A 22,970-nucleotide genomic window follows, 5' to 3' on the forward strand; every position below is an offset into this window, starting at 1 on the left:
GTTTCGGGCATCCGGGCCCGGGAACGGTCCAGAAGTACCTCGGAGAGGAGATGCACGAGATGGCAGCGACGACACTACAGGGCAAGCGGATCGCCTTCCTGGCCGCCGACGGCGTCGAGGAGGTCGAGTACACCCAGCCGCGCGAGGCGGTCGAGAACGCCGGGGCCACGGCGGAGCTGGTCTCGCTGAAGCCCGGCCGGATCCAGGCATTCAACCATCTCGACCACGGCAGGACGTACGACGTGGACGTGACCGCGGCGGACGCGGACGCCGGCGGCTACGACGCCCTGGTGCTGCCGGGCGGGGTGGCGAACCCGGACTTCCTGCGCACCGACCCGGACGCGGTGCGGTTCGTGAAGGCGTTCTTCGAGGCCGGCAAGCCGGTCGGGGTGATCTGCCACGGCCCGTGGACGCTGGTCGAGGCGGACGTGGTGCGGGGCCGCCGGATCACCTCCTGGCCGAGCCTGCGCACCGACCTGACCAACGCCGGCGCGGCCTGGGTCGACGAGCAGGTGGTCACGGACAACGGCCTGGTCAGCAGCCGCCGGCCGGACGACCTGCCGGCCTTCTGCGTCAAGATCGTCGAAGAGTTCGCCGAGGGCCGCCACTGACCCCGTTCACGGGTCAGCCCCGGGGCGCCGCCGCGCGTTCCGGGGCGGCGGCGGCCCAGGCGGCGTCCTCGGACTGCTTGCGGGCCAGGCCGGCGCGGCCGTCGTAGCGGACGAGCTGCGGCAGGGCGGCGGCCAGGGCGATCGTGCCGAGGACGCAGAGGACCCCGCCGGAGACGATCGAGCCGCCCACCCCCAGCGGGGTGCGGGCGACCAGGCCGGAGCGGAGCTGGCCGAGCAGCGGGCCGGTCGAGTACGAGAGCATCTCGATGCCGGCGAGCCGTCCGCGCAGGTGGTCCGGGATGGTCTGGTTCCAGATGATCATGCGGAACAGGCCGGAGACCATGTCCGCCGCGCCGGCCAGGGCCAGGAAGAACAGGGCGGCCCAGAGCGAGCCGACCAGCCCGAAGCCGACGATCGCCAGCCCCCACGCGCCGGCCGCGAGCACCACCATCAGCCCGTGCCGGTGCACCCGGGCGGTCCAGCCGGAGCCGACCGTGGCGACCAGCGAGCCGACCGCCGGCGCGGCGTAGAGCAGCCCGAGCACGGCCGGCCCGCCGAGCTTCGCCGCCATGAACGGGTAGAGCGCCTGCGGCATGCCGAAGAACATCGCGTTGATGTCGACGAGGTAGGTGCCGAGCAGTTCGGGGCGACTGCGGGCGTACCGCAGGCCGGTCACCACGGAGCGCAGCGACGGCCGGTCGGCGGCCGGGGGTGGCGGCACCGCGCGTACCAGGGCCAGGCAGGCCAGCGAGAACGCGAAGGTGGCCAGGTCGATCGCGTACACCCAGGCCAGGTCGATCGAGGCGATCAGCACGCCGGCCACCGCCGGGCCGCCGAGCTGCGCCACCTGCATCCGCAGCGAGTTCAGCGCGCTCGCCGCCGGGATCTCGTCCGGGGTGACGACACGCGGGGTCAGCCCCTCCAGGGCCGGGCGTTGCAGCCCGTCCACTGCCGCCGTCAGCCCGGCCACCAGGTAGAGCAGCCAGAGCTGCGGGGTCTGACCGAGCGAGTTGACCAGCAGGACGGCGCAGAGCAGCGTGAACCCGACCTCGCCGCCGAGCACCAGCAGCCGCCGGTCCAGGAAGTCGGCGAGCGCGCCGCCGACGAAGGCCATCACCAGCAGGGGTACGAGCTCACAGACGCCGAGCAGGCCGACGAGCAGCGGATCCCCCGTCAGCTCGTACACCTGGTACGGGATGGTGACGTAGGTGATGAAGGACCCGAAGGCGGACACCCCCGCACCCGAGAAGACCAGCCGGAAGTCCCGCGAGGTGCGCAGCGGGGTGACGTCGAGCGCGAGGCGGCGGGGCGGTTCCACGCTCGGGATGCTGACTCACCCGGGCGCTGGTGTCGACGGGATTTCCGGCGCCGGGCATGTTCCCCGCCGGACGGGAAAGAAGGCGGGGTGACCAGCGAAGCCCACACCCGCCCGACGCTGACCGCCCGCCAGCTCCGCCTGCTCATGTTCGGCCTGATGACCGGCATGCTGCTCGCCGCGCTGGACCAGACGATCGTCGGCACGGCGCTGCCCACCATCGTCGGTGAGCTGGGCGGGATCGACCACTACTCCTGGGTGGTCACCGCGTACCTGCTCGCGTCCACGGCCTCCACCCCGCTGTACGGCAAGATGGCCGACCTGTACGGACGCCGCCCGGTGTTCCTCTTCTCGATCGGCACGTTCCTGCTCGGCTCGCTGCTCGCCGGGCTGTCGCGGGACATGACCCAGCTCATTCTGACCCGCGGCGTGCAGGGCCTCGGCGCGGGTGGCCTGATGACGCTGGCGTTCACCATCATCTCGGACGTGGTGTCGCCCCGGGAGCGGGGCCGCTACCAGGGCCTGTTCGGGGCGGTGTTCGGCATCTCCTCGGTGGCCGGTCCGCTGGTCGGTGGCTACTTCGCCGAGACCAACTGGCGGTGGATCTTCTACATCAACGTGCCGCTGGCGATCCTGGCCATCGTGGTCTGCTACCACGTCATGCGGCTGATCCCGTTCGAGCGGCGGGAGCACGCGATCGACTGGCTCGGCGCGGGGCTGCTGGTCGCCGGGGTGAGCTGCGTGCTGCTCGCGCTGAGCTGGGGCGGCACCTCGTACGCCTGGGGCTCCGGCCTGATCATCGGGCTGTTCGTGGCCGGGGCGGTGCTGGCCGGGCTCTTCCTGGTCCAGGAGGCCCGGGTCGGCGAGCCGATCCTGCCGCTGCGGCTGTTCCGCAGCCGGACGTTCGCGCTGGCCAACGGGGCCGGCTTCGTCATCGGCCTGGTGATGTTCGGGTCGATCATCTTCATCCCGCTGTACCTCCAGATCGTCAAGGGCGCCTCGCCGACCCGCAGCGGCCTGCTGATGCTGCCGATGATGGCCGGCATCATCGTCACCTCGATCGTGACCGGCCAGGCGATGAGCCGGATCGGCCGGTACAAGTGGTTCCCGGTGGCCGGCTCGGCGGTGCTGCTCGCCGGCATGCTGCTGTTCACCCGGCTCCAGGTCGCCACGTCGCTCTGGCTGGCCTTCGGCTACATGGTGGTGATCGGCGTCGGGCTGGGCCTGTGCATGCAGTCGCTGATCCTGGCCGTGCAGAACGCGGTGCACATCCGGGACCTGGGGGCGGGCACCTCCTCGGCGACGTTCTTCCGGTCGCTGGGCGGTTCGTTCGGGGTGGCGATCCTCGGGGCGGTGCTCTCCTCCCGGCTCACCGACCAGCTCGCCGACCGGCTGCCGGGCGCGATCGCCCAGCTCCCGCCGGACCAGCGGGCCGCGGTGGCGGCCAGCGGCGGGACGCACATCTCGATCAACGACCCGGCGACGATCATGGCCCTGCCTGGCCCGGTCCGCGCCGCCATCCAGTCCGCGTTCGTCGAGTCGCTGCACCTGGTCTTCCTCACCACCGGGCTGATCGCGGTGCTGGCGGTGCTGTTGACCCTGGCCCTGCCGAACGAGCAGCTACGCGGCACCGGCCCGCAGGGCGCCACCGGCGGCGCCGACCCGCTGGGTGGCAAGGCGCCGGCACCGGGCGGACGGCCGTTGCCGAAGGAGTCGAAGGACGAGGCCGCCGCCGACATGGAGGCCAAGAGCCAGACCATGCTCTGACCCGGCCCGGGCCGACCGGGGACCAGGCGCCGGCCGGCTCCGGGCTTACTTGAGGATCAGCCGGTTGGTCTGCTCGAAGACGTCCAGGTCGGCGAGGGTCTCGGTGACCGACGTGGACAGCGGGGTGGGGAACCGCTCGCGTGGGAAGAACCCCGCGTCGGTGGTCTCGTCGGTCACCCGGGCCAGCTCGCCGTCCCAGTCCTCGATCCGGAAGGCGACCGTGAAGACCTGGTAGGTGTGGCCGTACATGTTGGTGTTGATCCGGTCCGGGCCGGTGTAGAGGGCGAAGGCGCCGACCCGCAGGGCGCGCAGCCCGGTCTCCTCGCGCACCTCGCGGACGGCGCAGTCGGCGATCGACTCGCCCAGCTCCATCGCGCCGGCCGGCATCGCCCACTGGCCGTTGTCGGACCGCCGGATCAGCAGCAGCCGCCCGGCGCGGTCGCGGACCACGGCGCGGGCGCCGACGAACATCAGGGTGCGGTCACCGGCCAGGGCGCGGAGCTGCCCCACGTACGAGTCGGCCCAGGAGATGCTCACCAGGACAACCTAACTGGGGTTCCCAACGTGTGACCGCCGACACTAGCTTGTTACCCATGCGTAGCACGATGATGGACGCCCCTCTCCAGGTCGCCCGGATCCTGGGCCACGGCGCGACGGTGCACGGCTCGGCCGAGGTGGTCACCTGGACCGGCGGCGAGCCCCGCCGCATGCCGTACGCCGAGGTGGGGCGGACAGCCGCCCGGCTGGCCCACGCGCTGCGCGACGAGTGCGGGGTGACCGGCGACGAGCGGGTCGCCACGTTCATGTGGAACAACGCCGAGCACCTGGTGGCGTACTTCGCCGTGCCGAGCATGGGCGCGGTGCTGCACACGCTCAACATCCGGCTCTCCCCCGACCAGGTCGCCTACATCGCCAACCACGCGCAGGACCGGGTGGTGCTGGTCGACTCGACGCTGATCCCGCTGCTGGCCCGGGTCATCGGCGAACTGGCCACCGTGCGGCACGTGGTGGTGGTCGGCGGCGGCGACCCCGCCCCGCTGCTGGCGGCGGCGGGCGACCGGATCGCCGTACACCACTGGGACGCCCTGCTGGCCGGGCGGCCGGAGGTCTTCGACTGGCCGGAGGTGGACGAGCGCGACGCCGCCGCCCTCTGCTACACCTCCGGGACCACCGGCAACCCCAAGGGGGTCGCCTACTCGCACCGTTCCATCTACCTGCACTCGCTCCAGGTCTGCATGCCCGAGGGGTTCGGCCTCGGGCCCACGCACCGCGAGCTGGCCATCGTGCCGATGTTCCACGCGATGTCCTGGGGCCTGCCGTACGCGGCGTTCCTCTCCGGGGCGTCGCTGATCATGCCGGACCGGTTCCTCCAGGCCGCCCCGATCGCCGAGATGATCGCCGCCGAGCGGCCCACCCTGGCCGGCGCGGTGCCGACCATCTGGAACGACCTGCTGGCCTACCTGGACGGCCACGACGTGGACGTCTCCTCGCTGCGGGAGGTGATCGTCGGCGGGTCGGCCTGCCCGCCCGCGCTGATGCACGCGTTCGACGAGCGGCACCACATCGACGTCATCCACGCCTGGGGGATGACCGAGATGTCCCCGCTCGGCTCGGTGGCCCGGCCGCCGTCCGGCGCGACCGGCGAGGACGCCTGGCGCTACCGGTACACCCAGGGCCGGGTTCCGGCCGGGGTCGCCGCGCGGATCGTCGGCCCGCTGGGCGAGCCGCTGCCCGCCGACGGGACCTCCGTCGGGGAGTTGGAGGTCCGCGGGCCGTGGGTGACCTACCGGTACGTCGGGGACGACACCCCGGACGAGGAGAGGTTCCGCGACGGCTGGCTGCGCACCGGCGACGTCGGCACCCTGTCGCCCGACGGGTACATCACGCTCACCGACCGGGCCAAGGACGTGATCAAGTCCGGCGGTGAGTGGATCTCCTCGGTGGAGCTGGAGAACGCCCTGATGGCCCACCCGGCCGTGCTGGAGGCGTGCGTGGTGGGCGTGCCCGACGAGCGCTGGGACGAGCGTCCGCTGGCCACCGTGGTGGTCCGCGAGGGGGCCGAGGTGAGCGCCGAGGAGTTGCGCGACTTCCTCGCGCAGTCGGTGGCGCGCTGGCAGCTTCCCGAGCGGTGGGCCTTCATCGACACGGTCCCGAAGACCAGCGTCGGCAAGTTCGACAAGAAGGTGCTCCGTTCCCGGTACGCCGACGGCGGGCTGAGTGTCCGGGAGCTGACAACGCCGTAACGCTTTCAGGCGCATCTTCGCCTGAAGGGGCAGGGACGTACTCCTGACATCCCTCCCCAGGGGGCGGCCCCGGCGTTCGCACCGCGCCGGGGCCGCCCGTCTCACGCGGGCCGCCCGCCTCGCACGGCGCGTCCCCGCACTGCCATTGTCGCGAAACTTGTTCGGCTCTGTCCCGGCGTCGGGGAAAACAGCCGGTGAACCCGGTCAGTCGGCGGTGCTGACCAGCACCTTCCCGACCACCGAACCCTCCACCGCCTGGTGCGCCGCCGCCGTGTCGGCAAGCGGGTGCCGGTGCAGCGGCAGGCCGGCCTGTGCGCCCACCCGTACGCCGCCCTGCGCCACCGCCGCCGCCACGTCGGTGACCGCCTGCGCCTTCGCCGCCGTCGGGGCCGTGTAGACCAGCACGAACTGCCAGCGGGCGTTCGGCGCCATCAGCGGCCGGATCGGCAGCGTCACCTCGTCCCCGCCGTCGTCGGCGTAGACGCAGACCGCCCCGCCCCGGCGCAGTAGCTGGACGTCGGCCGCCGCGTTCCTCGCCGCCGAGACCTCGACGATCGTGTGCACCCCGTCGGGGGCGATCTTGCGGGCCTCCTCGACCACGTCCTGCTCGCGATAGTTGATCACGAACGAGGCCCCGGCCGCCGCCGCGAGGTTCGCCTTCTCCGCGCTGCTCACGGTGGTGATCACGGTGGCGTCCGCCCACCTGGCGAGCTGGATCGCGGCGTTGCCGACCGCGCCCGCCCCGCCCTGCACCAGCACCGTGTGGTCGGTCAGCGCGCCGGCGTGCAGCCCGTCGGGCATGAACTCCCCGGCCGTCAGGCAGCGGTGCGCGGTGAGGAACGGGATGCCCAGGCTCGCCCCGAGGTCGAAGGAGGCGTCCCCGAGGGGAACCGCCTGCCGGACCGGGACCACCGTGTACTCGGCGGCGGTGCCCCAGGGGCGTTGCCAGGCGGCCTCCCAGATCCACACCCGTTCGCCGATCAGATTCCGGTCCACGCCCGCGCCGACCGCCTCGACGACCCCGGCCCCGTCCTGGCCGGGGATCTGCCAGCCGGCCGGCGGCCCCTGCCGGCGGGACTTCCAGTCGGTCGGGTTGACCCCGGAGACGGCCACCCGGACCAGGACCTCGCCGGGCCCCGGCTCGGGCACCGGCCGGTCGACCAGGCGCAGCACCGAGGCGCCACCGCCGGACTCGTACACGATCGCCCTCATCGTCGTCTCCTCGCGTCAGGACGTGCGTTCCGCCCTACCCCGGCGGGCCCTGATCATTCCGGGCCGGCGATACCGGGTGCCCGGTTTGCCGCTGGCGATCCACCGCCACGGCCCCTTGACCTGCGACAACTGTCGCCGCCTGAGGGTTTTCCGGCCGCCGCTGCGGGGACAGGGCGGTGACCGGTGCCGCCCGCGCGGGCGGCGGAGGATCGAGCTGGAGGCGGCATGGCCACGGACACGCTCGCTCAGGACGGATTGAAGATCAACTGGGTGGAGATGCCCACCTACAACACGATCATGTCGGTCGCCGCCGGCGTCGGCCTGCTGCTGATCGTCGCGCTCGGCCGGCAGGTGCTGCACCGGCGGGAGATCGTCCCGGAGGGGTGGGCGATGGCCTTCGTCGTCCTTGGGGCCATCCTCGCCGCGACCGGCCTGCACATGACGCTCACCTGGCCCCTGGCCAGTGGGGGCTTCGCCTTCGACAACATCATCTTCGGTGAACCCGCACTCGCCTTCGGCGTGCTGCTGCTGGCCGCCGGGTTCGTGCTGTGGCGCCGGGCGCCCCTCTTCGCCGCGGGCAGCGGGGACCTCGCCGCGGGCAGCGGGGACCTCGCCGCGGGCACCGGGGACGCCGGGGACCGCGAGCCGGCGGTCGCCGACGAGCGGCTGCGGTACACCCGGCTGGTCCTCGCACCCATCTCGGTGTTCGTCTTCGCGCTCGGCCTCGCCTGCTTCGCGATCGCCGCCGCCGGCTGGACGTACACCCTCTTCGCGGCCCCGCCCGAAGAACCGATCTCCGGGAAGTTCGCCGAGTATCCCCTGGTGGAAGCGACCTTCATCTCCGGGCTGTACGTCCTAGTCGGGGTCGGCGCCGTGCTCTTCCCGTTCGCGCTGCGCCGCCTGCGCCGCCCGCTGGTGCTGATCGCGGGCGGGGCCTGGGCCCTCGCCGGGCTCGCGTTCCTGCTCTTCGGCGCGCTGAACTACTTCACCCACATCGGGCTGATCGTCAACACCCAGTAGCCGGAAGCGTCCGCACCGACCCGGGAGCGCTCAGTCGAGGGCGGCGACGACCTCCGGGCTCAGGTCGCCCACCGCCGGCAGCACCACGGCCGCGAGCCGCTCGGCGTCCGGGTCCAGCGGGTACGCCCCATGCGGCACCGCCACCACCCGCATCCCGGCGGCGGCGGCCGACCGTACCCCGTTGGAGGAGTCCTCCACCGCGACGCAGCGGGCCGGGTCGACGCCGAGCCGCCGGGCGACGGCCAGGTACACGTCCGGGGCGGGCTTGCCGTGCGCGGTCTCCTCGGTCGACAGCGTCGCCCCGAACGCGTCGGTCAGGTCCGTCGCGGCCAGCGCCGCCGCGATCAGCCGGGTAGGCGAGGAACTGGCCAGCCCGAGCGGCCAGCGTGCCGCCAGCAGGCGCACCACCCGGTCGGCCCCGTCGATCACCGGTACGCGCTGCGCGTACCGCCGGGTCATCTCGTCGACCACCTCGGTGGCGACCTGCTCGGCCGTCCGGTCGACGCCCAGCTCGCCGCTGAGGTACCGGGCCCACTCGCCGGTGCTCATCCCCATCAGCCGGCGCTGGGTGTCCGGCTGCCAGCCGCCGCCGTGCGCCGCCACGTACGCCCGGCGGACCTCCTCCCAGACCGGCTCGGAGTCCACGATCACGCCGTCCAGGTCGAAGACCACCGCATCCGCCACGCACCCATCCTGCCCGAGCTGGGCCGGCACCGCGACGGGCGGGCCGGCACCGCGACGGGCGGGCCGGCACCGCGACGGGCGGGCCGGCACCGCGACGGGCGGGCCGGCACCGCGACGGGCGGGGTCGCCGGGGGTGTTCCCGCCGGATGGACCGGCGCCGGGCTCAGACCGACAGCGGGGGCAGGCCGATCGGGCTGTCCGGTGGGATCACCGTGTGTCCGGCGCGGGCGATCGGTTCGAGCAGCTCCCGCAGCCGCTCGGTGCGGTCCGCGCCGAGCGCCCGCCACGGGTGGGCGGCGGCCAGGTCGGTGGCGTCCTCGACGGCCCGGAACGCGGCCCGGCCGGGCCCGGTCGGCCCGCCGTCGGGCGTCAGCCAGCCCCGATCGACCAGCCGGCCGGCCGCCGCCCGCCACTGCTCCTCGGACCAGCCCCGACCCAGCAGGTTCGCCGGCGTCATGCCGTCGGCCACCTTCCAGGCCAGCGTCTCCACCGGGTCCAGGCCCGCCGCGACCAGCGCGGCGACGTGCCCGTCGCCCCGGTGCTCGCGCAGCGTGGTGGCCGCCTGCCAGAGCCGGGCCAGCGGGTACTCGGCGGCCGGCAGGGCGACGTTCGCGGCCCCCAGCACCCGACCGGCGGGCTGCGCCGCGCGGGCGGCCGTCTCCAGCAACTCGGCGGCCTCGGCGAGGTGCCCCTCCGGCAGCTCGTACGTCAGCTCGGCCAGCGCCTGCACCGCCCCGGTGAGCCGGGCGCGCAGCGCCTCCTCCGGGGTGGCCAGCCGCCACACCGCCGGCAGCGCCCGGGCCACCATGTGCGGGGCGAAACTGAAGAACGCCGCCACCACCGGGGCCGCCTCGGTGGCGCCGAGCGGGGCGGCCCGGCCGGCGAAGTACCCCCGCCAGTAGCCGCGCAGCCCGACCGCCTCGTAGGCGGCGCGGGCGCGTGGGTGGAAGTAGGTGACCGCGTGCACCGGCTCGAAGTGCGTCCACATCAGCCGGGCGAACCCCGGGTCGTCCAGCGCCGCCACGTGCACCTCCGCGTCGGGTCGGGAATCACCGTGGCACGGCCGGAACCGCCCACGGTGACCCCGAACCTACTGGTCGTGGGCGACCGGAAGGAAGACCGCTGTGAACTACCGCATGACCGGCCGCGCTACTGGGCGGCGAGCACGTCGACGACGAACCGCAGCGGGCCGGTCGGCCGGCCGCTGGAGGCGTCGTTGCCGTACGCCAGCTCGGCGGGCAGGTCGAGCTGCACCCGGCTGCCCACGGTCACCCCGACCAGGCCCTGGTCCCAGCCCTTGATGACCTGCCCGACGCCGATCGCGAAGGTGGCCGGCTGGCCGCTCTTCCAGGACGCGTCGAACTCCTTGCCGTCCTTGTAGAACACGCCCACGTAGTTGGTGGTGATCTGCTGGCCGGACTTGACCGCCGGGCCCTTGCCCTTGACCAGCGTGGTCACGGTGAGCTTCTTCAGCTCGCCCTTGCCCGCCTCGACCTTCGGCTTGGTGGCCAGCGCCGGGTCCATCCCCTCGGGAAGCTGCGGGGCGGGCGGTGCGGTGGGCTCGGCCGACGGGGCGCTGGCCCCGGCCGACGGGGCGGACGCCGTCTGCTCCGGCGCGTCGTCGTCGCCCCGGTTCACGGCGACGAAGACCCCGATCAGGATCGCCACGACGGCGATGCCGGAGAGCGCGCCGAGGATGGACTGCCGGCGACGCTTCGCCTCGGCGGCCTTCTTCGCCGCCAGTTGGACGGCCAGCCGCCGCTCCGCCTTGCCGCCCGGGCCCTGGCCCGCCGACCGGTTCTGCACACGCTCGCTCACGTCGACTCCCTGATCAAGAGGTGGGGGCCCGGCGGCCGCTGCCGAGGCCAGCGCACACGGTACCCGCCCTGCTTCCCTCGGTGCTGCCTCGGCCGGTGCCCGTCCCGTCCCCCGCGTCCCGTTCCCGCGCGTCCCGTCCCGTTCGGCCGCTGCGGGGCGACCGCTGCACGGTTACCCGGTGCGGGGCTCCCGGCGGGGGTAGTTTCACGACCATGGCGATCCTCACCGAAGTAGATCTGGCCCTGCTGGCCGAACCGCAGCTCGCCCACGTGGCCACCATCGAGCCGGACGGCACCCCGCACGTGACGCCGGTGTGGGTGGACACCGACGGCGAGCACATCGTGTTCAACACCGCCAAGGGGCGGCAGAAGTACAACAACCTCCAACGCAACCCGGTGGTCGCGGTCTCCGTCGTCGACAAGGCCGACGACTTCCGCACCCTGTGGGTGAAGGGCACCACCGAACTGGTCGAGGAGGGCGCCGACGAGCACATCGACCGGATGGCGCAGAAGTACCTCGGGCAGGACACCTACCCGTTCCGGCAGCCCGGCGAGGAGCGGGTGATCGTCCGGGTCACCCCCACCCAGAAGCTCGGCCGCGGCTGACGTGCGGCGGGGCCTCCGGCCGACCGGAGGCCCCGCCGCACCGTCAGGCGGTCTTGCGGGGGGCCTTCTTCGGGGCGGCCTTCCGGGCCGGGGCCTTCTTCGCGGTGCCGGACTCCGCGGCCTTCTTCGGGGCCGCCTTCTTCGTACCCTCGGCCTTCTTCGCGGCCGTCTTCTTCCCGGCGGCCTTCTTCGCCGGGGCCTTGGCCGCCTTCTGCGCCGACCGGGCCGAGGTGATCGGGGTCGGCTCCCCGCCGCCGCTCTCCGGCTGCTCGCCGCGCGCCGCCCGGGCCCGCTCGACCGACGCCTTCAGCGCGGCCATCAGGTCCACCGCCGCGGCCGGGGCCTCCTCGACCTCCTCCGGCTGGACCACCTCACGGCCCTCCACCTTCGCGTCGATGACCTCCTGCAACGCCGTGCGGTAGTCGTCGGTGAAGACGTCCGGCTCGAACTCGCCGGCCATCGAGTCGATCAACGAGCTGGCCATCGCCAGCTCCGGGGGCCGGACCTTCAGGTCCTCGTCCAGGAAGCCGAAGTCCGGGGTGCGCACCTCGTCCGGCCAGAGCATCGTGTTGAGCAGCAGCACACCCTCGCGGACCCGCAGGGTGGCCAACTGCTCCCGCTGGCGCAGCGCCACCTTGACGATCGCCACCCGCTCCGAGTCGGCGAGCGCGTCGCGCAGCAGCACGTACGGCTTGGTCGCCGCGCCCTCCGGCTCCAGGAAGTACGCCTTGTTGTAGAGGATCGGGTCGACCTGCTCCGCCGGGACGAACTCCAGCACGTCGATGGCGCGCGAGGTGGTCAGCGGCAGGTCGGCGAAGTCGGAGTCGGTCAGGATCACCATCTCGCCGCCGCCGATGTCGTATCCCTTGGCGATGTCGTCGTAGGTGACCTCCTCGCCGCAGACGGAGCAGGTGCGTTTGTAGCGGATTCGCCCGCCGTCCTCCCGGTGCACCTGGTGGAAGCGGATGTCCTTCTCCTCGGTGGCCGAATAGAGCTTCACCGCGATCGAGACCAGCCCGAACGAGACCGCCCCCTTCCAGATCGCCCGCATACCCCGCTCCTCTCCCCGGTTCAGCTCAGGATCCCAAAGGATCGAAGCGGGCGCGAGCACTTCCATTGCCCTACTACAGTCAGGAAATGCCCGGCGCGCCGCTGAAGCCGATGCTCGCGATGACCGGCCCGCTGCCCGCCGGCGCCGACTGGGCGTACGAGTTCAAGTGGGACGGCGTACGCGCGCTGGCCGACACCACCGCCGGCCGGCAGCGCCTGTACGCCCGCTCCGGTGTCGAGATCACCGTCGCGTACCCCGAGCTGATCACCCTCGGCGAGCAGGTCGACGACGCGCTGCTGGACGGCGAGGTGGTGCTGTTCAACCAGGCCGGGCAGCCCTCGTTCACCGCGCTGGCCGAGCGGATGCACGTGCGGGACGCGGCGAAGGCGGCCCGGCTCGCGGCGACCGCGCCGGTGACGTACATGATCTTCGACCTGCTCCGGCTGCGCGGCGCGGACCTGACCGGCCGGCCGTGGCGGCAGCGGCGGGAGCTGCTGGAGGGCCTCGGCCTCGGCGCTGCCCGGTGGGCGGTGCCGCCGACCTTCACCGACGGCCCCGCCACCTACGAGGCGGCCGGCGAGCACGGCCTCGAAGGGGTGATGGCCAAGCGGGCCGGCTCGGTCTACCGGCCCGGGGTCCGCTCCCCCGACTGGGTGAAGGTCAAGCTGGAGGTGACCGGCGACTTCGTGGTGGGCGGCTGGCGGCCCGGCGCGCGCAAGATCGGCGGGCTGCTGGTCGGGGTGCCCGGCCCCGATGGCCGGCTCGTCTACCGGGGCCGGGTCGGCGGCGGCATCGGCGCGGCCATCGAGCGGGAACTGCTGCGCGAGCTGGAGCCGCTGCGCGCCGACACGTCGCCGTTCGCCGGGGACGTCCCGCGCGAGGACGCCCGGGCCGCCATCTGGGTACGGCCCGCCGTGGTGGTCGAGGTGAAGTACGGTCAGCGGACCCCGGACGGACGGCTGCGTTTCCCCCGCGTGCTGCGGATCCGCCCGGACAAGCCGCCGCAGGAGGTGGAGGATGCCGGGTGACCGGTTCCGCGTCGACGTGCAGGGGCGCTCGCTGGAGCTGTCCAACCTGGACAAGGTGCTCTATCCGGCGGCCGGGTTCACCAAGGGCGAGGTGATCGACTACTACACCCGGATCGCCCCGGTGCTCCTGCCGCACCTGGCCGACCGGGCGCTCACCCGGATCCGCTTTCCGAACGGGGTGGCGGACAAGAGCTTCTTCGAGAAGAACGCCCCGGCCGCCACCCCGGACTGGGTGCGCGTCGAGACGCTGCCCGCGCCCGGGTCGACCAAGGGGCGGGAGACCATCGACTACGTCGTGGCCGACGACCTGCCCACCCTCGTCTGGCTGGCCAACCTCGCCGCCCTGGAGCTGCACACCCCGCAGTGGAGGATCGGCACCCACCCGGACACGATGGTCGTCGACCTGGACCCGGGCCCGCCGGCCGGGCTGCGCGAGTGCTGCGAGGTGGCGCTGCTGCTGCGCGACCGCCTCGCCGACGACGGCATCGACTCGTACCCGAAAACGTCCGGCAAGAAGGGCATGCAGCTCTGCTGCCCGATCGCCGGCACCCAGTCCTCGGATGTCGTCTCTGAGTACGCGCACCGGATCGCGCAGGAGCTGGAGTCCGCGCACCCGAAGCTGATCCTGTCGAGGATGGCGAAGAACTTGCGCGGGGGGAAGGTCTTCATCGACTGGAGTCAGAACAACGCGGCGAAGACGACGGTCGCGCCGTACTCGCTGCGGGCCCAGCCGGTGCCGTCGGCGTCGACGCCGTTGACCTGGGACGAGGTGGCGGCGGGCGCGGCCGGGAAGCGGCCGGCGGCTCGCCCCTATACCGCCGCCGAGGTGCTCAAGCGGGTGGAGAAGCAGGGGGATCTGCTCGCCCCGCTGCTCGACGGCGGTCCGGCGGTGGCGTAGCGGCACCGTCCTCCAGCCGGATGGGGGAGATGTCTACCGGAGGCTCAGTGTGGCGCAGGGGACTGGTGGCTCAGCCGCCAGAACGCGCAGCCGAGCAGCGCGAGCGTGATCACGCTGATGGCGACGTCGGTGACCAGGGCCTCCGCCGGTGACGTCCGTGCGTAGCTCGGCACGACGTACGCGAATGCGGCGGCGTTGACCAGCCCAGCACCCCAGGCGGCGAGGACGTGCCGCTGCCCCCAACCGGCCCGCCGTGACCAGGCCACGACCACCACCACCGCCACCGTGGCGGCCACCGCCTGGACCGCCACGGTGAGCCACCCGGTGAACAGGGCTGCGCCGAGGTGGGCACCCAGCACCACCGCCCCCACCCAGACGGGCCGTGGGGCACGGGCCGCCACCGGCTCCGGCCTCGCTCCAGGCACCGGGGCATTCGTCGTCCCTGCCTCGGGCGCTGGGGCATTCGCCGCCCCTGCTCCGGGCGCTGGGGCACTCGCCGGTCCCGCTCCGGGCGCTGGGGCATTCGCCGCCCCCGCTCCAGACACGGAGCGAGCCGCGAACCCTGCCCCGGGCGTGGGGCCGCCCGCAGGCATGCCGGCGGGCGCCTGCCGGCGGTCGCGTCGCCAGCGGGGCAGCAGAGCCGCGCCGACGAGCGCGAGCGCCGTCAGGGCCGCGACGGACAACTGGACCGGGCTGGCCAGGAAACCCTTGCGACCCTCGTCGTCGGAGAAGATCAGCAGGCTGCCGAGCAGGTAGAGGACGCCGACGACCGCCAGGCCGGGCCGGCCCAGCCACGGCCGGTGCCGGCGCTCCGGGCGCAGGAACGACTCCACGATCGCGATCGGCGCGCAGATGCTCAGCGCGATGTGGTTGCCGATGTAGCCGAGCGCCTGCTGGACGCTGACCCCGAGCATCGGCACCAGGGTCGCCCGAGCATCGGCGTCCAGGCCGGCGAACTCGGTGTCGTCGAGGAACCCCTTGTTGAACAGGGACTGGTCGACCAGCCCGGCCTGGACCACCCCGAACGCGGCGGCGAGCAGGACGATGGCCGGCCAGCCGCCGCCGGTGCGCCGGGCCGTCTCCCGGATGAGTATCGCGGCCCCGCCGTACATCGGTCCCAGCACGGCCACGGCCAGCGGAAAGTCGGTGACGGCGAAGCCACCCCAGGAGCATTCGGCGGCCCACGGGGCGAGTGTCAGGAGCGCGAGGACGGGAACGATCCGCCGCCGGAACGGAAGGGCCTGCTCCGCCGGGGCGCGTTCCGCGTCGGCCGTCCGCTCGCCTGGCGTCTGCCCTGGTCGCGGTGATCCCATCATGGCGCTACCTCGCGGTGTCGGTGGTCCTGCGGTCGCGGCGCCGGTGTGGCTTCCGACCGCTGAGTTCCGGCCCGGACCGGCGTGTCTCCACACTCGCCGACCCGGCCGCCGGCGGAAACGGCCGACGGTCGACGTGCCGTCGACCAAAGTCGACACCGCTCCCGCGCGCCGGCTTCCACGAGATCGCGCCAATTCCGGGAATCAGTGGCCTCGGGGTCGGCGCATGGCCACTGATTCCCGGAATTTGCGCGCTACCGGAGGGGAGCCCGGCGGGCGGCGTCGGGGACGTCGGAAGGGGGTTGGCGGTCGGTAGGGTGGCGGGGACGGTGGTCGGCGGAGGGGGTGTCCGATGGGACCAGGTCTTGCCATGTCCCGGCCGGAAGGTGTGACCGAGGGGGCCGACCGGCCGCTGCTCATCTTCTGTGACGGCGCGACGGGTGAGCGCACCGAGCTGACCGCGACCGAGCTGGGCGGCTGGGCCGCGCGCACTGCCGCCCTGCTGCGCGACGGCTGCGGGCTGGACGTCGGCGACCGGGCGGCGGTGCTGCTGCCGGCGCACTGGCAGACCGCCGCCGTGCTGCTCGGCGCGTGGTCGATCGGGGTGGCGGTGTCGTTCCGGCCGAGGGCGACGGCCGGCCTGCCGGTGCTCGGGCCCGGCGCCGACGAGCCGCTGGACGCGGTATTCGCGTCCTGGGCGCGGCTGGACGACTGGCTGGAGAACGTCCCCGAGGGGCGACACCGCTTCGTGCTGGGCCTCGGCGATCCCCGTGCCGAGGTGCCCGACGGGTGGCGGGACTTCCTCCCCGAGGTGCGCCGGCACGGCGACGCCCCGCCCGCGTACGCGGCGGTCCACCCGTCGTTCGCGGCGACGCCCGACGGGACGAGCTACCACGCGTGGGGCGAGCTCGCCCGGCACATCGCCGACTCGCTGGACCTGCGCCCCGGCGACCGGCTGCTGGTCGACGCGGCGGAGCACGAGGAGCCGGTGAAGTGGCTGCTCGCGCCGCTGGTCGCGGGTGCGTCGGTGGTGGTCTGCGCCAACCTCGACCCGGCCCGGCGGGACGCGCTGATCGCCGCCGAGGGGGTCACGAAGGTGCTGTGAGTCCCTGGTCGACCCGGGTGACGCGTGCGCGGTTCCCGGCGTGCGGGAGACCGCCGGTGCGCCGTCCACCGGGTCGATAGGGCGAGGGCCGGTCGAGTGGGAAGGACGGTAAACAGCGCTCCTCGGACGCCTGCCGTTACATGACGCCAAGCCTGTTCCCCAGGTCTGTCGTCGGCGCCACCGACGTGGTCTCATACCGGAACGACGACGCCATCGACCTGGTCATGGCAACCCCGCGTCGATCAGCACCGCTTCCATCCCCTCTGAAAGGTGCACCGATGCACAGGAGATCGACCTTCCGACTGGCAGTCCTCACCGCCACCGCTGCGACGTTCCTGACGTCCGGTGGCGCCTACGGCGCGGTGGGCGTGGCGGCGCCCGCGACCGTCTCCCCGGGCGTCGCGGTGTGTGAGCCGGGTGCCGAGGGGTCCAGCGCGGCCCGGGTCAGCGAGGGCGCCACCGCACAGGAGCCGGAGCTGTACTCCAAGAACGAGGCGAAAGCCTACGGCGTGATCAAGGATGCCCCGCGCCTGCCCAACGGCAGCGTCACCGTGCCGACGGTCTTCCACATGATTTCCGACCACCCCCTCAGCGCGGCCGAGACCAACCGGTGGAACACCCTGATCGCGGCGCAGATGACGGTGCTCAACGACTCGTACGCCGGCCGTACCGCGGCGGACGCCTCCGACACGCCGTTCCGGTTCTCGCTCGTCGACACGACGTGGACGGTGAACAGGGACTGGTACACGGTCGTGCCGGGCAAGAACGAGCGGGACATGAAGAAGGCGCTGTACACCGGCGACTCCGAGACCCTCAACGTGTACGCGGCGAACATCGGCGACGGGCTCCTCGGCTGGGCGTACTTCCCGAAGGGCTACAACAACGGCCGGGACTACATCGACGGCGTGGTGATGCTCGACGAGTCGATGCCGGGCGGGACGGCCGGCAAGTACGCCCTCGGTGACACGCTGACGCACGAGGTCGGGCACTGGCTGATGCTGGAGCACACCTTCGCGCACGGGTGCTCCGCTTCCGGCGACTTCGTCGCGGACACCCCGCGGGAGGCTGCGCCGCAGTTCAACTGCCCGGTGGGCGCGGACACCTGCACCGCACCCGGGCTGGACCCGATCCACAACTTCATGGACTACACGCAGGATTCCTGCATGAACATGTTCACGCCGGGCCAGGCGGACCGGATGAGCGACGCCTGGGTGGCGTTCCGGGCCGGCGGCGCCGGGTAACCGAGCCTTGCTGAGGGTTGGCGGACCGCAGGCGGCGGCCCGCCAACCCCTTTCCCTTTCGAGGCCGGGCGTGCCTGGCACGACCATCTGAACCCCGGCCGGCCTCACCGCCGGAGCCAGGGCACCCGCCGCGAGCAGGGGGCGGTGTGGTCGACCGGCAGCGCACACCGCGCGCCGCCGGGTAGTAGCCGGTCGCAGAAGACCCAGTGGCGTACGCTGCTCGTCCTCGGCCGAGACCGTCACCCCGCCCGGCTCGACGCGGGCGCTGAGTCGGGCCAGCACCCGGGCGGCCGTACGGGCGAAGATCCGCGCCCGGAGCAGGTCGGGCGCGGTGATCGGCAGGTGGATCACCCAGCGGTCCGTCATCGGTACCGGTGCTTTCCGGACTGGCTGCTCTGCCACGTGTGCAGCGCCCGCCGGATGCGTACGTTCTCCTCCCGCACCGCGACCACGACGGCCTGTGCGACGGCCAACTCGTCGGCGACCTCGTGCAGGAACGCGCGGATCTCGAACGGGTCGAGCCCGTGCCGGCGGACGGTGAACCGCCGGTCGCGGATCTGCGCGGGGCGCAGCGGTTGCCTCGTTCTCTCCTGTCGGCCGGTCAGCCAACGGATCAGGTGGCGCACGGGGACCGCCCTTCGTCGGGTTCACGTCGAAGTGGAGGGGCGGCCCCCGTGCCAACCGACCGCAGCAGCACCGCATCACCGACAGCGACGCTATCGCCACTGATTCACCTATGTCAAGCATGTCTCTGAGTTATCTACCCACCTATGTCATTGGCGCTACGTGTGTTGCCTGTGTCGTGATTGTTGATCGATACTGGGCGGGCCAACCGACTGCAAGGGGCCCGATGTGCCTATTCCGCCCACGATGGACGAGCTGCTCGAGGATCTCCTGAAGAAGATCAAGAACGGAACCTATCCGCCTGGATCTCAGCTCCCGTCCGGGCGGGATCTGGCGGACGTGTATGACGTATCGCAGTCCACGATCAGCAGGGCGGTGGCGACACTGCGGGAGCAGGGTGTGCTGGTCGGCCGTCCGGGTCGCGGTGTCTTCGTCGCGGAGTCCTCCCGGCCCTGATCAACGAAGAAGTGCCACGTGGAGCGGACCACTGTCCCGGCGGTCACGGCGACCGTTCCGTCCCCGGCCGCGACGGTCGGTGACGTCGACCATCCACTGTTCACCTTCCGTGACGACGCCACCGGTGAGCGCGTCGACCTGACCGCCGCCGAGGGGATCACCCGGGCGCTCTGAGTGCCGTTGGGCCGGCCGGAAACCCTTTGACTCCACCGGGCTCCGCGACGCCTACTTTCTCTCGGCGAACAGGACGAGGAAGGGATCCCGGTGGACCGGACGGACATGGGCGTGGACGCCCTCACCTGGGGGGATGTCGGCGAGCAGCACCTCCCGGCGCTCACGGAGCTGGCCGAGGGATGCCTGGTCGCCGACGGAGGGCTGCCGCTGTTCGCCCGTCCCCCGTTGCTGCGGGCCCGGCTGTTGCAGACTCGTACCCTCGGTGCCTGGCACGATGGCCGCCTGGTCGCGGCCGTCGGCGTGGGCACCGGCCGGGAGCCGGCCACCAGCACCGGCCTGGTGCATCCGGGCTGGCGCGGGCGGGGTCTCGGCGGTCGGCTGCTGGACTGGGCAGGCGAGCAGGCCGGGGGCGCCGAGCTGCTGCTGACCACCGAGTCCTGGAGCCCTGGCGCGGACGCCCTGCTCGTGGCGCGCGGCTTTGAGCGGACCTTTGTCGAGTGGGTGCTGCGGCACGACCTCGCCGCCCTGCCGGACGTGCCGTCGCCCGCCGGGGTGCGCACCGGGCCGGTGGTCCGGGAGGCCGGCCCCGAGCTGTTCGAGACGTACCGGGCGTCCTTCGCCGACCGGCCCGGATTCCGGGCGCCCGAGGCCGAGGAGTGGCTGGGCGAGCTGCGGGACGACGACGGGTACCGGCCGGACCTGTCGCTGATCGCCCGCGGTCCCGACGGCGCCGCCGTCGGCTTCCTCAACGTCATCGACAACTGGGTCGACCAGGTGGGCGTGGTCCCCGGCTGGCGGCAGCGGCGGGTCGGGGCGCACCTGGTGGCCGTCGCGCTGCGGTCGCTGGCCGCTGACGGCGCCGGGGAGGCGTGGCTCTGCGTCAACGACGACAACCCGGCCGCCGTGCTGTATCGGGGGCTCGGGTTCCGCGACGCAGGCCGCCGCGCCCGCTACCTGCGCCGCAGCCCCTGACGCGGTCGGCCGGGCGGTCGCGGCCGGCGACGGCCGGCGACGAGCGGTGACGGCCCGGCTCGCGAGTCGACGGACGGCCCGGCCGGCGTGGTCAGTCGACCGAGGGCAGCGACGGACCGAGGATGTCGTCGGCGTCGACGATCGTGTACGCGTACCCCTGCTCGGCGAGGAAGCGTTGCCGGTGGGCCGCGTACTCGGTGTCGATGGTGTCCCGGGAGACGACCGTGTAGAAGTGCGCCTGCCGGCCGTCGGACTTCGGCCGCAGCACCCGGCCGAGCCGCTGCGCCTCCTCCTGCCGGGAGCCGAACGTGCCGGACACCTGGATCGCCACCGCCGCCTCGGGCAGGTCGATGGAGAAGTTGCCGACCTTCGAGATGACCAGGGTGCGGACCTCGCCGGAGCGGAACGCGTCGAACAGCCGCTCCCGCTCCTTGTTGGTCGTCGAGCCCTGCACGATCGGGGCGTCCAGGTACTCGCCGAGCTGGTGGAGCTGCTCGATGTACCCGCCGATCACCAGCACCTGGTCGTCCGGGTGCCGGTCGACCAGCGCCTTCACCACCGGCAGCTTGGTGCGGGCGGTCGCCGCCATCCGGTAGCGCTCCTCGGGCTCCGCCGTCGCGTACGCCATCCGCTCCGTGTCGGTGAGGGTCACCCGCACCTCGGTGCACTCGGCCGGGGCGATCCAGCCCTGCGACTCGATGTCCTTCCACGGCGCGTCGTACCGCTTCGGGCCGATCAGGCTGAACACGTCGCCCTCCCGGCCGTCCTCGCGTACCAATGTCGCCGTGAGGCCGAGCCGGCGGCGGGCCTGGAGGTCGGCCGTGAACCGGAAGATCGGCGCGGGCAGCAGGTGCACCTCGTCGTAGACGACCAGGCCCCAGTCGCGGGCGGAGAACAGGTCCAGGTGGGTGAACGCGCCGCCGCGCCGCGCGGTGAGCACCTGGTACGTGGCGATGGTGACCGGGCGGATCTCCTTGCGCTCGCCCGAGTACTCGCCGATCTCGTCCTCGGTCAGCGAGGTGCGGGCGATCAGCTCCCGCTTCCACTGCCGGCCGGCCACGGTGTTGGTGACCAGGATCAGCGTGGTCGCCTTCGCCTCGGCCATCGCCGCCGCCCCGACCAGCGTCTTGCCCGCGCCGCAGGGGAGCACCACCACGCCCGACCCGCCGGCCCAGAACGCCTCGACCGCCTCCCACTGGTACGACCGCAGCGTCCACGGCTTCCCGCCGTCCTTGCCGGCCTCGGCCAGCTCGATCGGGTGGGCCTCCCCGTCGACGTACCCGGCCAGGTCCTCCGCCGGCCAGCCGAGCTTCAGCAGCGCCTGCTTGAGCCGGCCCCGCTCGGACGGGTGCACCGCGATCGTGTCGTCGTCCAGCTTCGCGCCGAGCATCCCGGCGAGCTTCTTGCTCTTGGCGACCTCGATCAGCACCATCCGGTCCAGCGCGCGCAGCACCAGGCCGTGCGCCGGGTCGTTGGCGAGTTGCAGCCGGCCGTACCGGTCCATCGTCTCGGCCACGTCGACCAGCAGCGCGTGCGGCACCGGGTAGCGGGAGTACTTGAGCAGCGAGTCCACCACGCCCTCGGCGTCGTGGCCGGCGGCCCGCGCGTTCCACAGCCCCAGCGGCGTCAACCGGTACGTGTGCACGTGCTCGGGGGAGCGCTCCAGCTCGGCGAACGGGGCGATCGCCATCCGGCAGGCCTGGGCGTCGGGGTGATCGATCTCCAGCAGCAGGGTCTTGTCCGACTGCACGATCAGTGGTCCACCGCTCACGCCAGCGCCTCTCCTCGCCCGGTCGCCGGCCGCCTCGCGGGCGTCTTGGTCACCCCCGGGCCGACCATCCAGTCTTGCACGGAAGCGGATGAGGGCAGAAAATCGGACACCTGGTGCAACCCATTCCGGTACGTCCGGCGTCTAGCAGAGGGACGACCACCCCGGGAGGCCTCATGAGACAGGTTCCGTTCGCTGCCCGGGTTGTCGCCCTGGCCGTGGTCACGCTGGTCGGCGTCGGTGCGTGCACGCCCGATCGGCAGGCCGACCCGGGTGGCCGTGGAGGAGGGCTCGCCCAGGTCGGCTCGGTCGAACAGGGAACGGGGGCGGGCGGTTCGTCCGGCCCCGACCAGCGGACCCGGCCGAAGCCCACCCCGACGAAGGCGAAGCCGAAACCCCGGCCGACGCCGAAGCCGGCCCGCACGGCGGCCCCCGAGCGGACCGCGCCGACGCGGGCCGCCGGCTGCCCGCAGGGCGAGCACCAGCGCGAGGTGGAGACGTATCTCGCCCGGCTGGGCGGGTTCGGGCGGGTGACCGTGGACGGCCGCCAGTCCGCCGCCGACTGCGCCGCGATCAAGAAGTTCCAGCAGCGGTACGACATCCGCCCGGCCGCCGGCCGCGCCGGCCCCACCACGTACGACGTGTCGAAGCGGTTGGCCACCACCGACACCCGCCGGTGCAAGGCCGGGTCCTCCGGCACCACCTTCTGCATCGACCTCACCCGGCAGACCACCTGGGCGGTGCGCGGCGGGAAGGTCGTCTGGGGCCCGACGGTGACCCGGACCGGCATGCCGGGGTACGCCACCCCCGCCGGCACCTACAAGATCAATTACCGGAACCTGAAGGAGTGGTCCGACCCGTACGAGGTGTGGCTGCCGTACTGGCAGCACTTCACCCAGGGGATGGGCTACCACCAGACCACCACCTACCTGCACGACAAGTCGATCGGCTCGCACGGCTGCGTGAACCTGCTCCCCGCCGACGCCCGCCGGGCGTGGGAGCTGGGCAAGGTCGGCAGCCGGGTGGTCCTCTTCGGCCGCCGCCCCGGCACCTGACCGCCCGGCC

At 73.0% G+C, this 22,970-nt stretch carries 23 protein-coding genes and 1 pseudogene; 13 read left to right on the forward strand and 11 right to left on the reverse strand.

What is annotated here, in order from left to right:
- The first annotated feature begins 59 nt into the window (after positions 1–59).
- Complete coding sequence (locus C5N14_RS14140) at positions 60–611, forward strand: type 1 glutamine amidotransferase domain-containing protein (RefSeq protein ID WP_117668602.1); 552 nt, start codon at positions 60–62, stop codon at positions 609–611.
- A 13-nt stretch (positions 612–624) separates the two neighbouring features.
- Here the strand turns inward: C5N14_RS14140 and C5N14_RS14145 are convergent, their stop codons facing one another.
- Entirely contained in the window at positions 625–1,929 is a 1,305-nt protein-coding gene (locus C5N14_RS14145; protein ID WP_117668548.1) for an MFS transporter, read from the reverse strand.
- Between the two features lie 87 nt (positions 1,930–2,016).
- Between C5N14_RS14145 and C5N14_RS14150 the strand changes: the two genes are divergently transcribed.
- Complete coding sequence (locus C5N14_RS14150) at positions 2,017–3,693, forward strand: MDR family MFS transporter (protein WP_117668549.1); 1,677 nt, start codon at positions 2,017–2,019, stop codon at positions 3,691–3,693.
- Positions 3,694–3,738: 45 nt separating this feature from the next.
- Here the strand turns inward: C5N14_RS14150 and C5N14_RS14155 are convergent, their stop codons facing one another.
- The gene (locus C5N14_RS14155; protein WP_117668550.1) at positions 3,739–4,230 is read right to left on the reverse strand and encodes an NUDIX domain-containing protein; all 492 of its coding nucleotides are present in this window, start codon (positions 4,228–4,230) and stop codon (positions 3,739–3,741) included.
- 71 nt (positions 4,231–4,301) lie between these two features.
- Between C5N14_RS14155 and C5N14_RS14160 the strand changes: the two genes are divergently transcribed.
- A complete protein-coding gene (locus tag C5N14_RS14160; RefSeq protein ID WP_207892734.1) occupies positions 4,302–5,936 on the forward strand; it encodes a fatty acid--CoA ligase in 1,635 nt (544 codons plus the stop codon).
- Positions 5,937–6,140: 204 nt separating this feature from the next.
- Here C5N14_RS14160 and C5N14_RS14165 read toward each other — a convergent pair whose 3' ends face one another.
- Positions 6,141–7,148, reverse strand: coding sequence for an NADPH:quinone reductase (locus C5N14_RS14165; protein WP_117668552.1), 1,008 nt, complete (start codon positions 7,146–7,148; stop codon positions 6,141–6,143).
- A 225-nt stretch (positions 7,149–7,373) separates the two neighbouring features.
- Between C5N14_RS14165 and C5N14_RS14170 the strand changes: the two genes are divergently transcribed.
- Positions 7,374–8,168: a DUF981 family protein gene (locus C5N14_RS14170; RefSeq protein WP_117668553.1), complete on the forward strand. Its 795-nt coding sequence runs from the start codon at positions 7,374–7,376 to the stop codon at positions 8,166–8,168.
- A 30-nt stretch (positions 8,169–8,198) separates the two neighbouring features.
- On the opposite strand, the gene C5N14_RS14175 is transcribed toward C5N14_RS14170, so the two are convergent.
- The 3 genes from C5N14_RS14175 to C5N14_RS14185 all read right to left on the reverse strand — a co-directional run bounded on the left by C5N14_RS14175 (position 8,199) and on the right by C5N14_RS14185 (position 10,670).
- Entirely contained in the window at positions 8,199–8,852 is a 654-nt protein-coding gene (locus C5N14_RS14175) for an HAD family phosphatase (RefSeq protein WP_117668554.1), read from the reverse strand.
- Positions 8,853–9,015: 163 nt separating this feature from the next.
- Complete coding sequence (locus tag C5N14_RS14180; protein WP_117668603.1) at positions 9,016–9,840, reverse strand: hypothetical protein; 825 nt, start codon at positions 9,838–9,840, stop codon at positions 9,016–9,018.
- Between the two features lie 161 nt (positions 9,841–10,001).
- Positions 10,002–10,670 carry an FKBP-type peptidyl-prolyl cis-trans isomerase gene (locus tag C5N14_RS14185; protein WP_117668555.1) on the reverse strand — a complete coding sequence of 223 codons (669 nt, stop codon included), beginning with the start codon at positions 10,668–10,670 and terminating at the stop codon, positions 10,002–10,004.
- A gap of 212 nt (positions 10,671–10,882) precedes the next feature.
- On the opposite strand from C5N14_RS14185, the gene C5N14_RS14190 reads away from it, so the two are divergent.
- Positions 10,883–11,275, forward strand: a complete 393-nt coding sequence (locus C5N14_RS14190) for a PPOX class F420-dependent oxidoreductase (protein WP_117668556.1) — start codon at positions 10,883–10,885, stop codon at positions 11,273–11,275.
- Positions 11,276–11,318: 43 nt separating this feature from the next.
- Here the strand turns inward: C5N14_RS14190 and C5N14_RS14195 are convergent, their stop codons facing one another.
- A complete protein-coding gene (locus tag C5N14_RS14195) occupies positions 11,319–12,326 on the reverse strand; it encodes a Ku protein (RefSeq protein WP_117668557.1) in 1,008 nt (335 codons plus the stop codon).
- An 86-nt stretch (positions 12,327–12,412) separates the two neighbouring features.
- Here C5N14_RS14195 and ligD (C5N14_RS14200) point away from each other — a divergent pair, with 86 nt between their 5' ends.
- Both ligD (C5N14_RS14200) and ligD (C5N14_RS14205) read left to right on the forward strand, forming a co-directional pair.
- Positions 12,413–13,354, forward strand: coding sequence for a non-homologous end-joining DNA ligase (gene ligD / locus C5N14_RS14200; RefSeq protein ID WP_117668558.1), 942 nt, complete (start codon positions 12,413–12,415; stop codon positions 13,352–13,354).
- On the forward strand, positions 13,344–14,252 hold the full coding sequence (gene ligD / locus C5N14_RS14205; RefSeq protein WP_117668559.1) for a non-homologous end-joining DNA ligase: 909 nt from the start codon (positions 13,344–13,346) through the stop codon (positions 14,250–14,252). The genes ligD (C5N14_RS14200) and ligD (C5N14_RS14205) overlap by 11 nt, the downstream gene beginning before the upstream one ends.
- Positions 14,253–14,296: 44 nt before the next feature.
- Here ligD (C5N14_RS14205) and C5N14_RS14210 read toward each other — a convergent pair whose 3' ends face one another.
- Positions 14,297–15,568 carry a hypothetical protein gene (locus C5N14_RS14210; protein WP_243639582.1) on the reverse strand — a complete coding sequence of 424 codons (1,272 nt, stop codon included), beginning with the start codon at positions 15,566–15,568 and terminating at the stop codon, positions 14,297–14,299.
- Between the two features lie 367 nt (positions 15,569–15,935).
- On the opposite strand from C5N14_RS14210, the gene C5N14_RS14215 reads away from it, so the two are divergent.
- Entirely contained in the window at positions 15,936–16,670 is a 735-nt protein-coding gene (locus tag C5N14_RS14215) for a TIGR03089 family protein (protein ID WP_117668560.1), read from the forward strand.
- Between the two features lie 278 nt (positions 16,671–16,948).
- On the forward strand, positions 16,949–17,911 hold the full coding sequence (locus C5N14_RS14220; protein WP_117668561.1) for a zinc metalloprotease: 963 nt from the start codon (positions 16,949–16,951) through the stop codon (positions 17,909–17,911).
- 104 nt (positions 17,912–18,015) lie between these two features.
- On the opposite strand, the pseudogene C5N14_RS14225 reads toward C5N14_RS14220, so the two are convergent.
- Positions 18,016–18,277: pseudogene (locus C5N14_RS14225) on the reverse strand (hypothetical protein).
- A complete protein-coding gene (locus tag C5N14_RS14230; protein WP_117668562.1) occupies positions 18,274–18,537 on the reverse strand; it encodes a DivIVA domain-containing protein in 264 nt (87 codons plus the stop codon). Before C5N14_RS14230 ends, C5N14_RS14225 begins: the two are co-directional and overlap by 4 nt.
- Before the next feature lie 244 nt (positions 18,538–18,781).
- Between C5N14_RS14230 and C5N14_RS14235 the strand changes: the two genes are divergently transcribed.
- From C5N14_RS14235 to C5N14_RS14240, 3 genes are all read left to right on the forward strand, one after another.
- Positions 18,782–18,991, forward strand: coding sequence for a winged helix-turn-helix domain-containing protein (locus C5N14_RS14235; protein ID WP_117668563.1), 210 nt, complete (start codon positions 18,782–18,784; stop codon positions 18,989–18,991).
- A gap of 18 nt (positions 18,992–19,009) precedes the next feature.
- Complete coding sequence (locus C5N14_RS32160) at positions 19,010–19,165, forward strand: hypothetical protein (RefSeq protein ID WP_165878109.1); 156 nt, start codon at positions 19,010–19,012, stop codon at positions 19,163–19,165.
- 90 nt (positions 19,166–19,255) lie between these two features.
- Positions 19,256–20,137 carry an N-acetyltransferase gene (locus tag C5N14_RS14240; protein WP_243639583.1) on the forward strand — a complete coding sequence of 294 codons (882 nt, stop codon included), beginning with the start codon at positions 19,256–19,258 and terminating at the stop codon, positions 20,135–20,137.
- A 91-nt stretch (positions 20,138–20,228) separates the two neighbouring features.
- On the opposite strand, the gene C5N14_RS14245 is transcribed toward C5N14_RS14240, so the two are convergent.
- Positions 20,229–21,908 carry a DNA repair helicase XPB gene (locus C5N14_RS14245; RefSeq protein ID WP_117668564.1) on the reverse strand — a complete coding sequence of 560 codons (1,680 nt, stop codon included), beginning with the start codon at positions 21,906–21,908 and terminating at the stop codon, positions 20,229–20,231.
- 173 nt (positions 21,909–22,081) lie between these two features.
- On the opposite strand from C5N14_RS14245, the gene C5N14_RS14250 reads away from it, so the two are divergent.
- On the forward strand, positions 22,082–22,960 hold the full coding sequence (locus C5N14_RS14250; RefSeq protein WP_117668565.1) for a L,D-transpeptidase family protein: 879 nt from the start codon (positions 22,082–22,084) through the stop codon (positions 22,958–22,960).
- Positions 22,961–22,970 lie beyond the last annotated feature (10 nt).

The sequence above is a fragment of the Micromonospora sp. MW-13 genome, from assembly GCF_003434305.1.
GTDB lineage: Bacteria > Actinomycetota > Actinomycetes > Mycobacteriales > Micromonosporaceae > Micromonospora.

Bases quoted from the DNA above. Each gene is read 5' to 3' on its own strand.
- C5N14_RS14220 (WP_117668561.1), top strand. From the start codon at position 16,949: ATGCACAGGAGATCGACCTTCCGACTGGCAGTCCTCACCGCCACCGCT.
- C5N14_RS14250 (WP_117668565.1), top strand. From the start codon at position 22,082: ATGAGACAGGTTCCGTTCGCTGCCCGGGTTGTCGCCCTGGCCGTGGTC.
- C5N14_RS14180 (WP_117668603.1), bottom strand. From the start codon at position 9,840: ATGTGGACGCACTTCGAGCCGGTGCACGCGGTCACCTACTTCCACCCA.
- C5N14_RS14190 (WP_117668556.1), top strand. From the start codon at position 10,883: ATGGCGATCCTCACCGAAGTAGATCTGGCCCTGCTGGCCGAACCGCAG.
- C5N14_RS14170 (WP_117668553.1), top strand. From the start codon at position 7,374: ATGGCCACGGACACGCTCGCTCAGGACGGATTGAAGATCAACTGGGTG.
- C5N14_RS14165 (WP_117668552.1), bottom strand. From the start codon at position 7,148: ATGAGGGCGATCGTGTACGAGTCCGGCGGTGGCGCCTCGGTGCTGCGC.
- C5N14_RS14235 (WP_117668563.1), top strand. From the start codon at position 18,782: ATGGACGAGCTGCTCGAGGATCTCCTGAAGAAGATCAAGAACGGAACC.
- C5N14_RS14195 (WP_117668557.1), bottom strand. From the start codon at position 12,326: ATGCGGGCGATCTGGAAGGGGGCGGTCTCGTTCGGGCTGGTCTCGATC.
- C5N14_RS14210 (WP_243639582.1), bottom strand. From the start codon at position 15,568: ATGATGGGATCACCGCGACCAGGGCAGACGCCAGGCGAGCGGACGGCC.
- ligD (WP_117668559.1), top strand. From the start codon at position 13,344: ATGCCGGGTGACCGGTTCCGCGTCGACGTGCAGGGGCGCTCGCTGGAG.
- C5N14_RS14215 (WP_117668560.1), top strand. From the start codon at position 15,936: ATGTCCCGGCCGGAAGGTGTGACCGAGGGGGCCGACCGGCCGCTGCTC.
- ligD (WP_117668558.1), top strand. From the start codon at position 12,413: ATGCCCGGCGCGCCGCTGAAGCCGATGCTCGCGATGACCGGCCCGCTG.
- C5N14_RS14140 (WP_117668602.1), top strand. From the start codon at position 60: ATGGCAGCGACGACACTACAGGGCAAGCGGATCGCCTTCCTGGCCGCC.
- C5N14_RS14160 (WP_207892734.1), top strand. From the start codon at position 4,302: ATGGACGCCCCTCTCCAGGTCGCCCGGATCCTGGGCCACGGCGCGACG.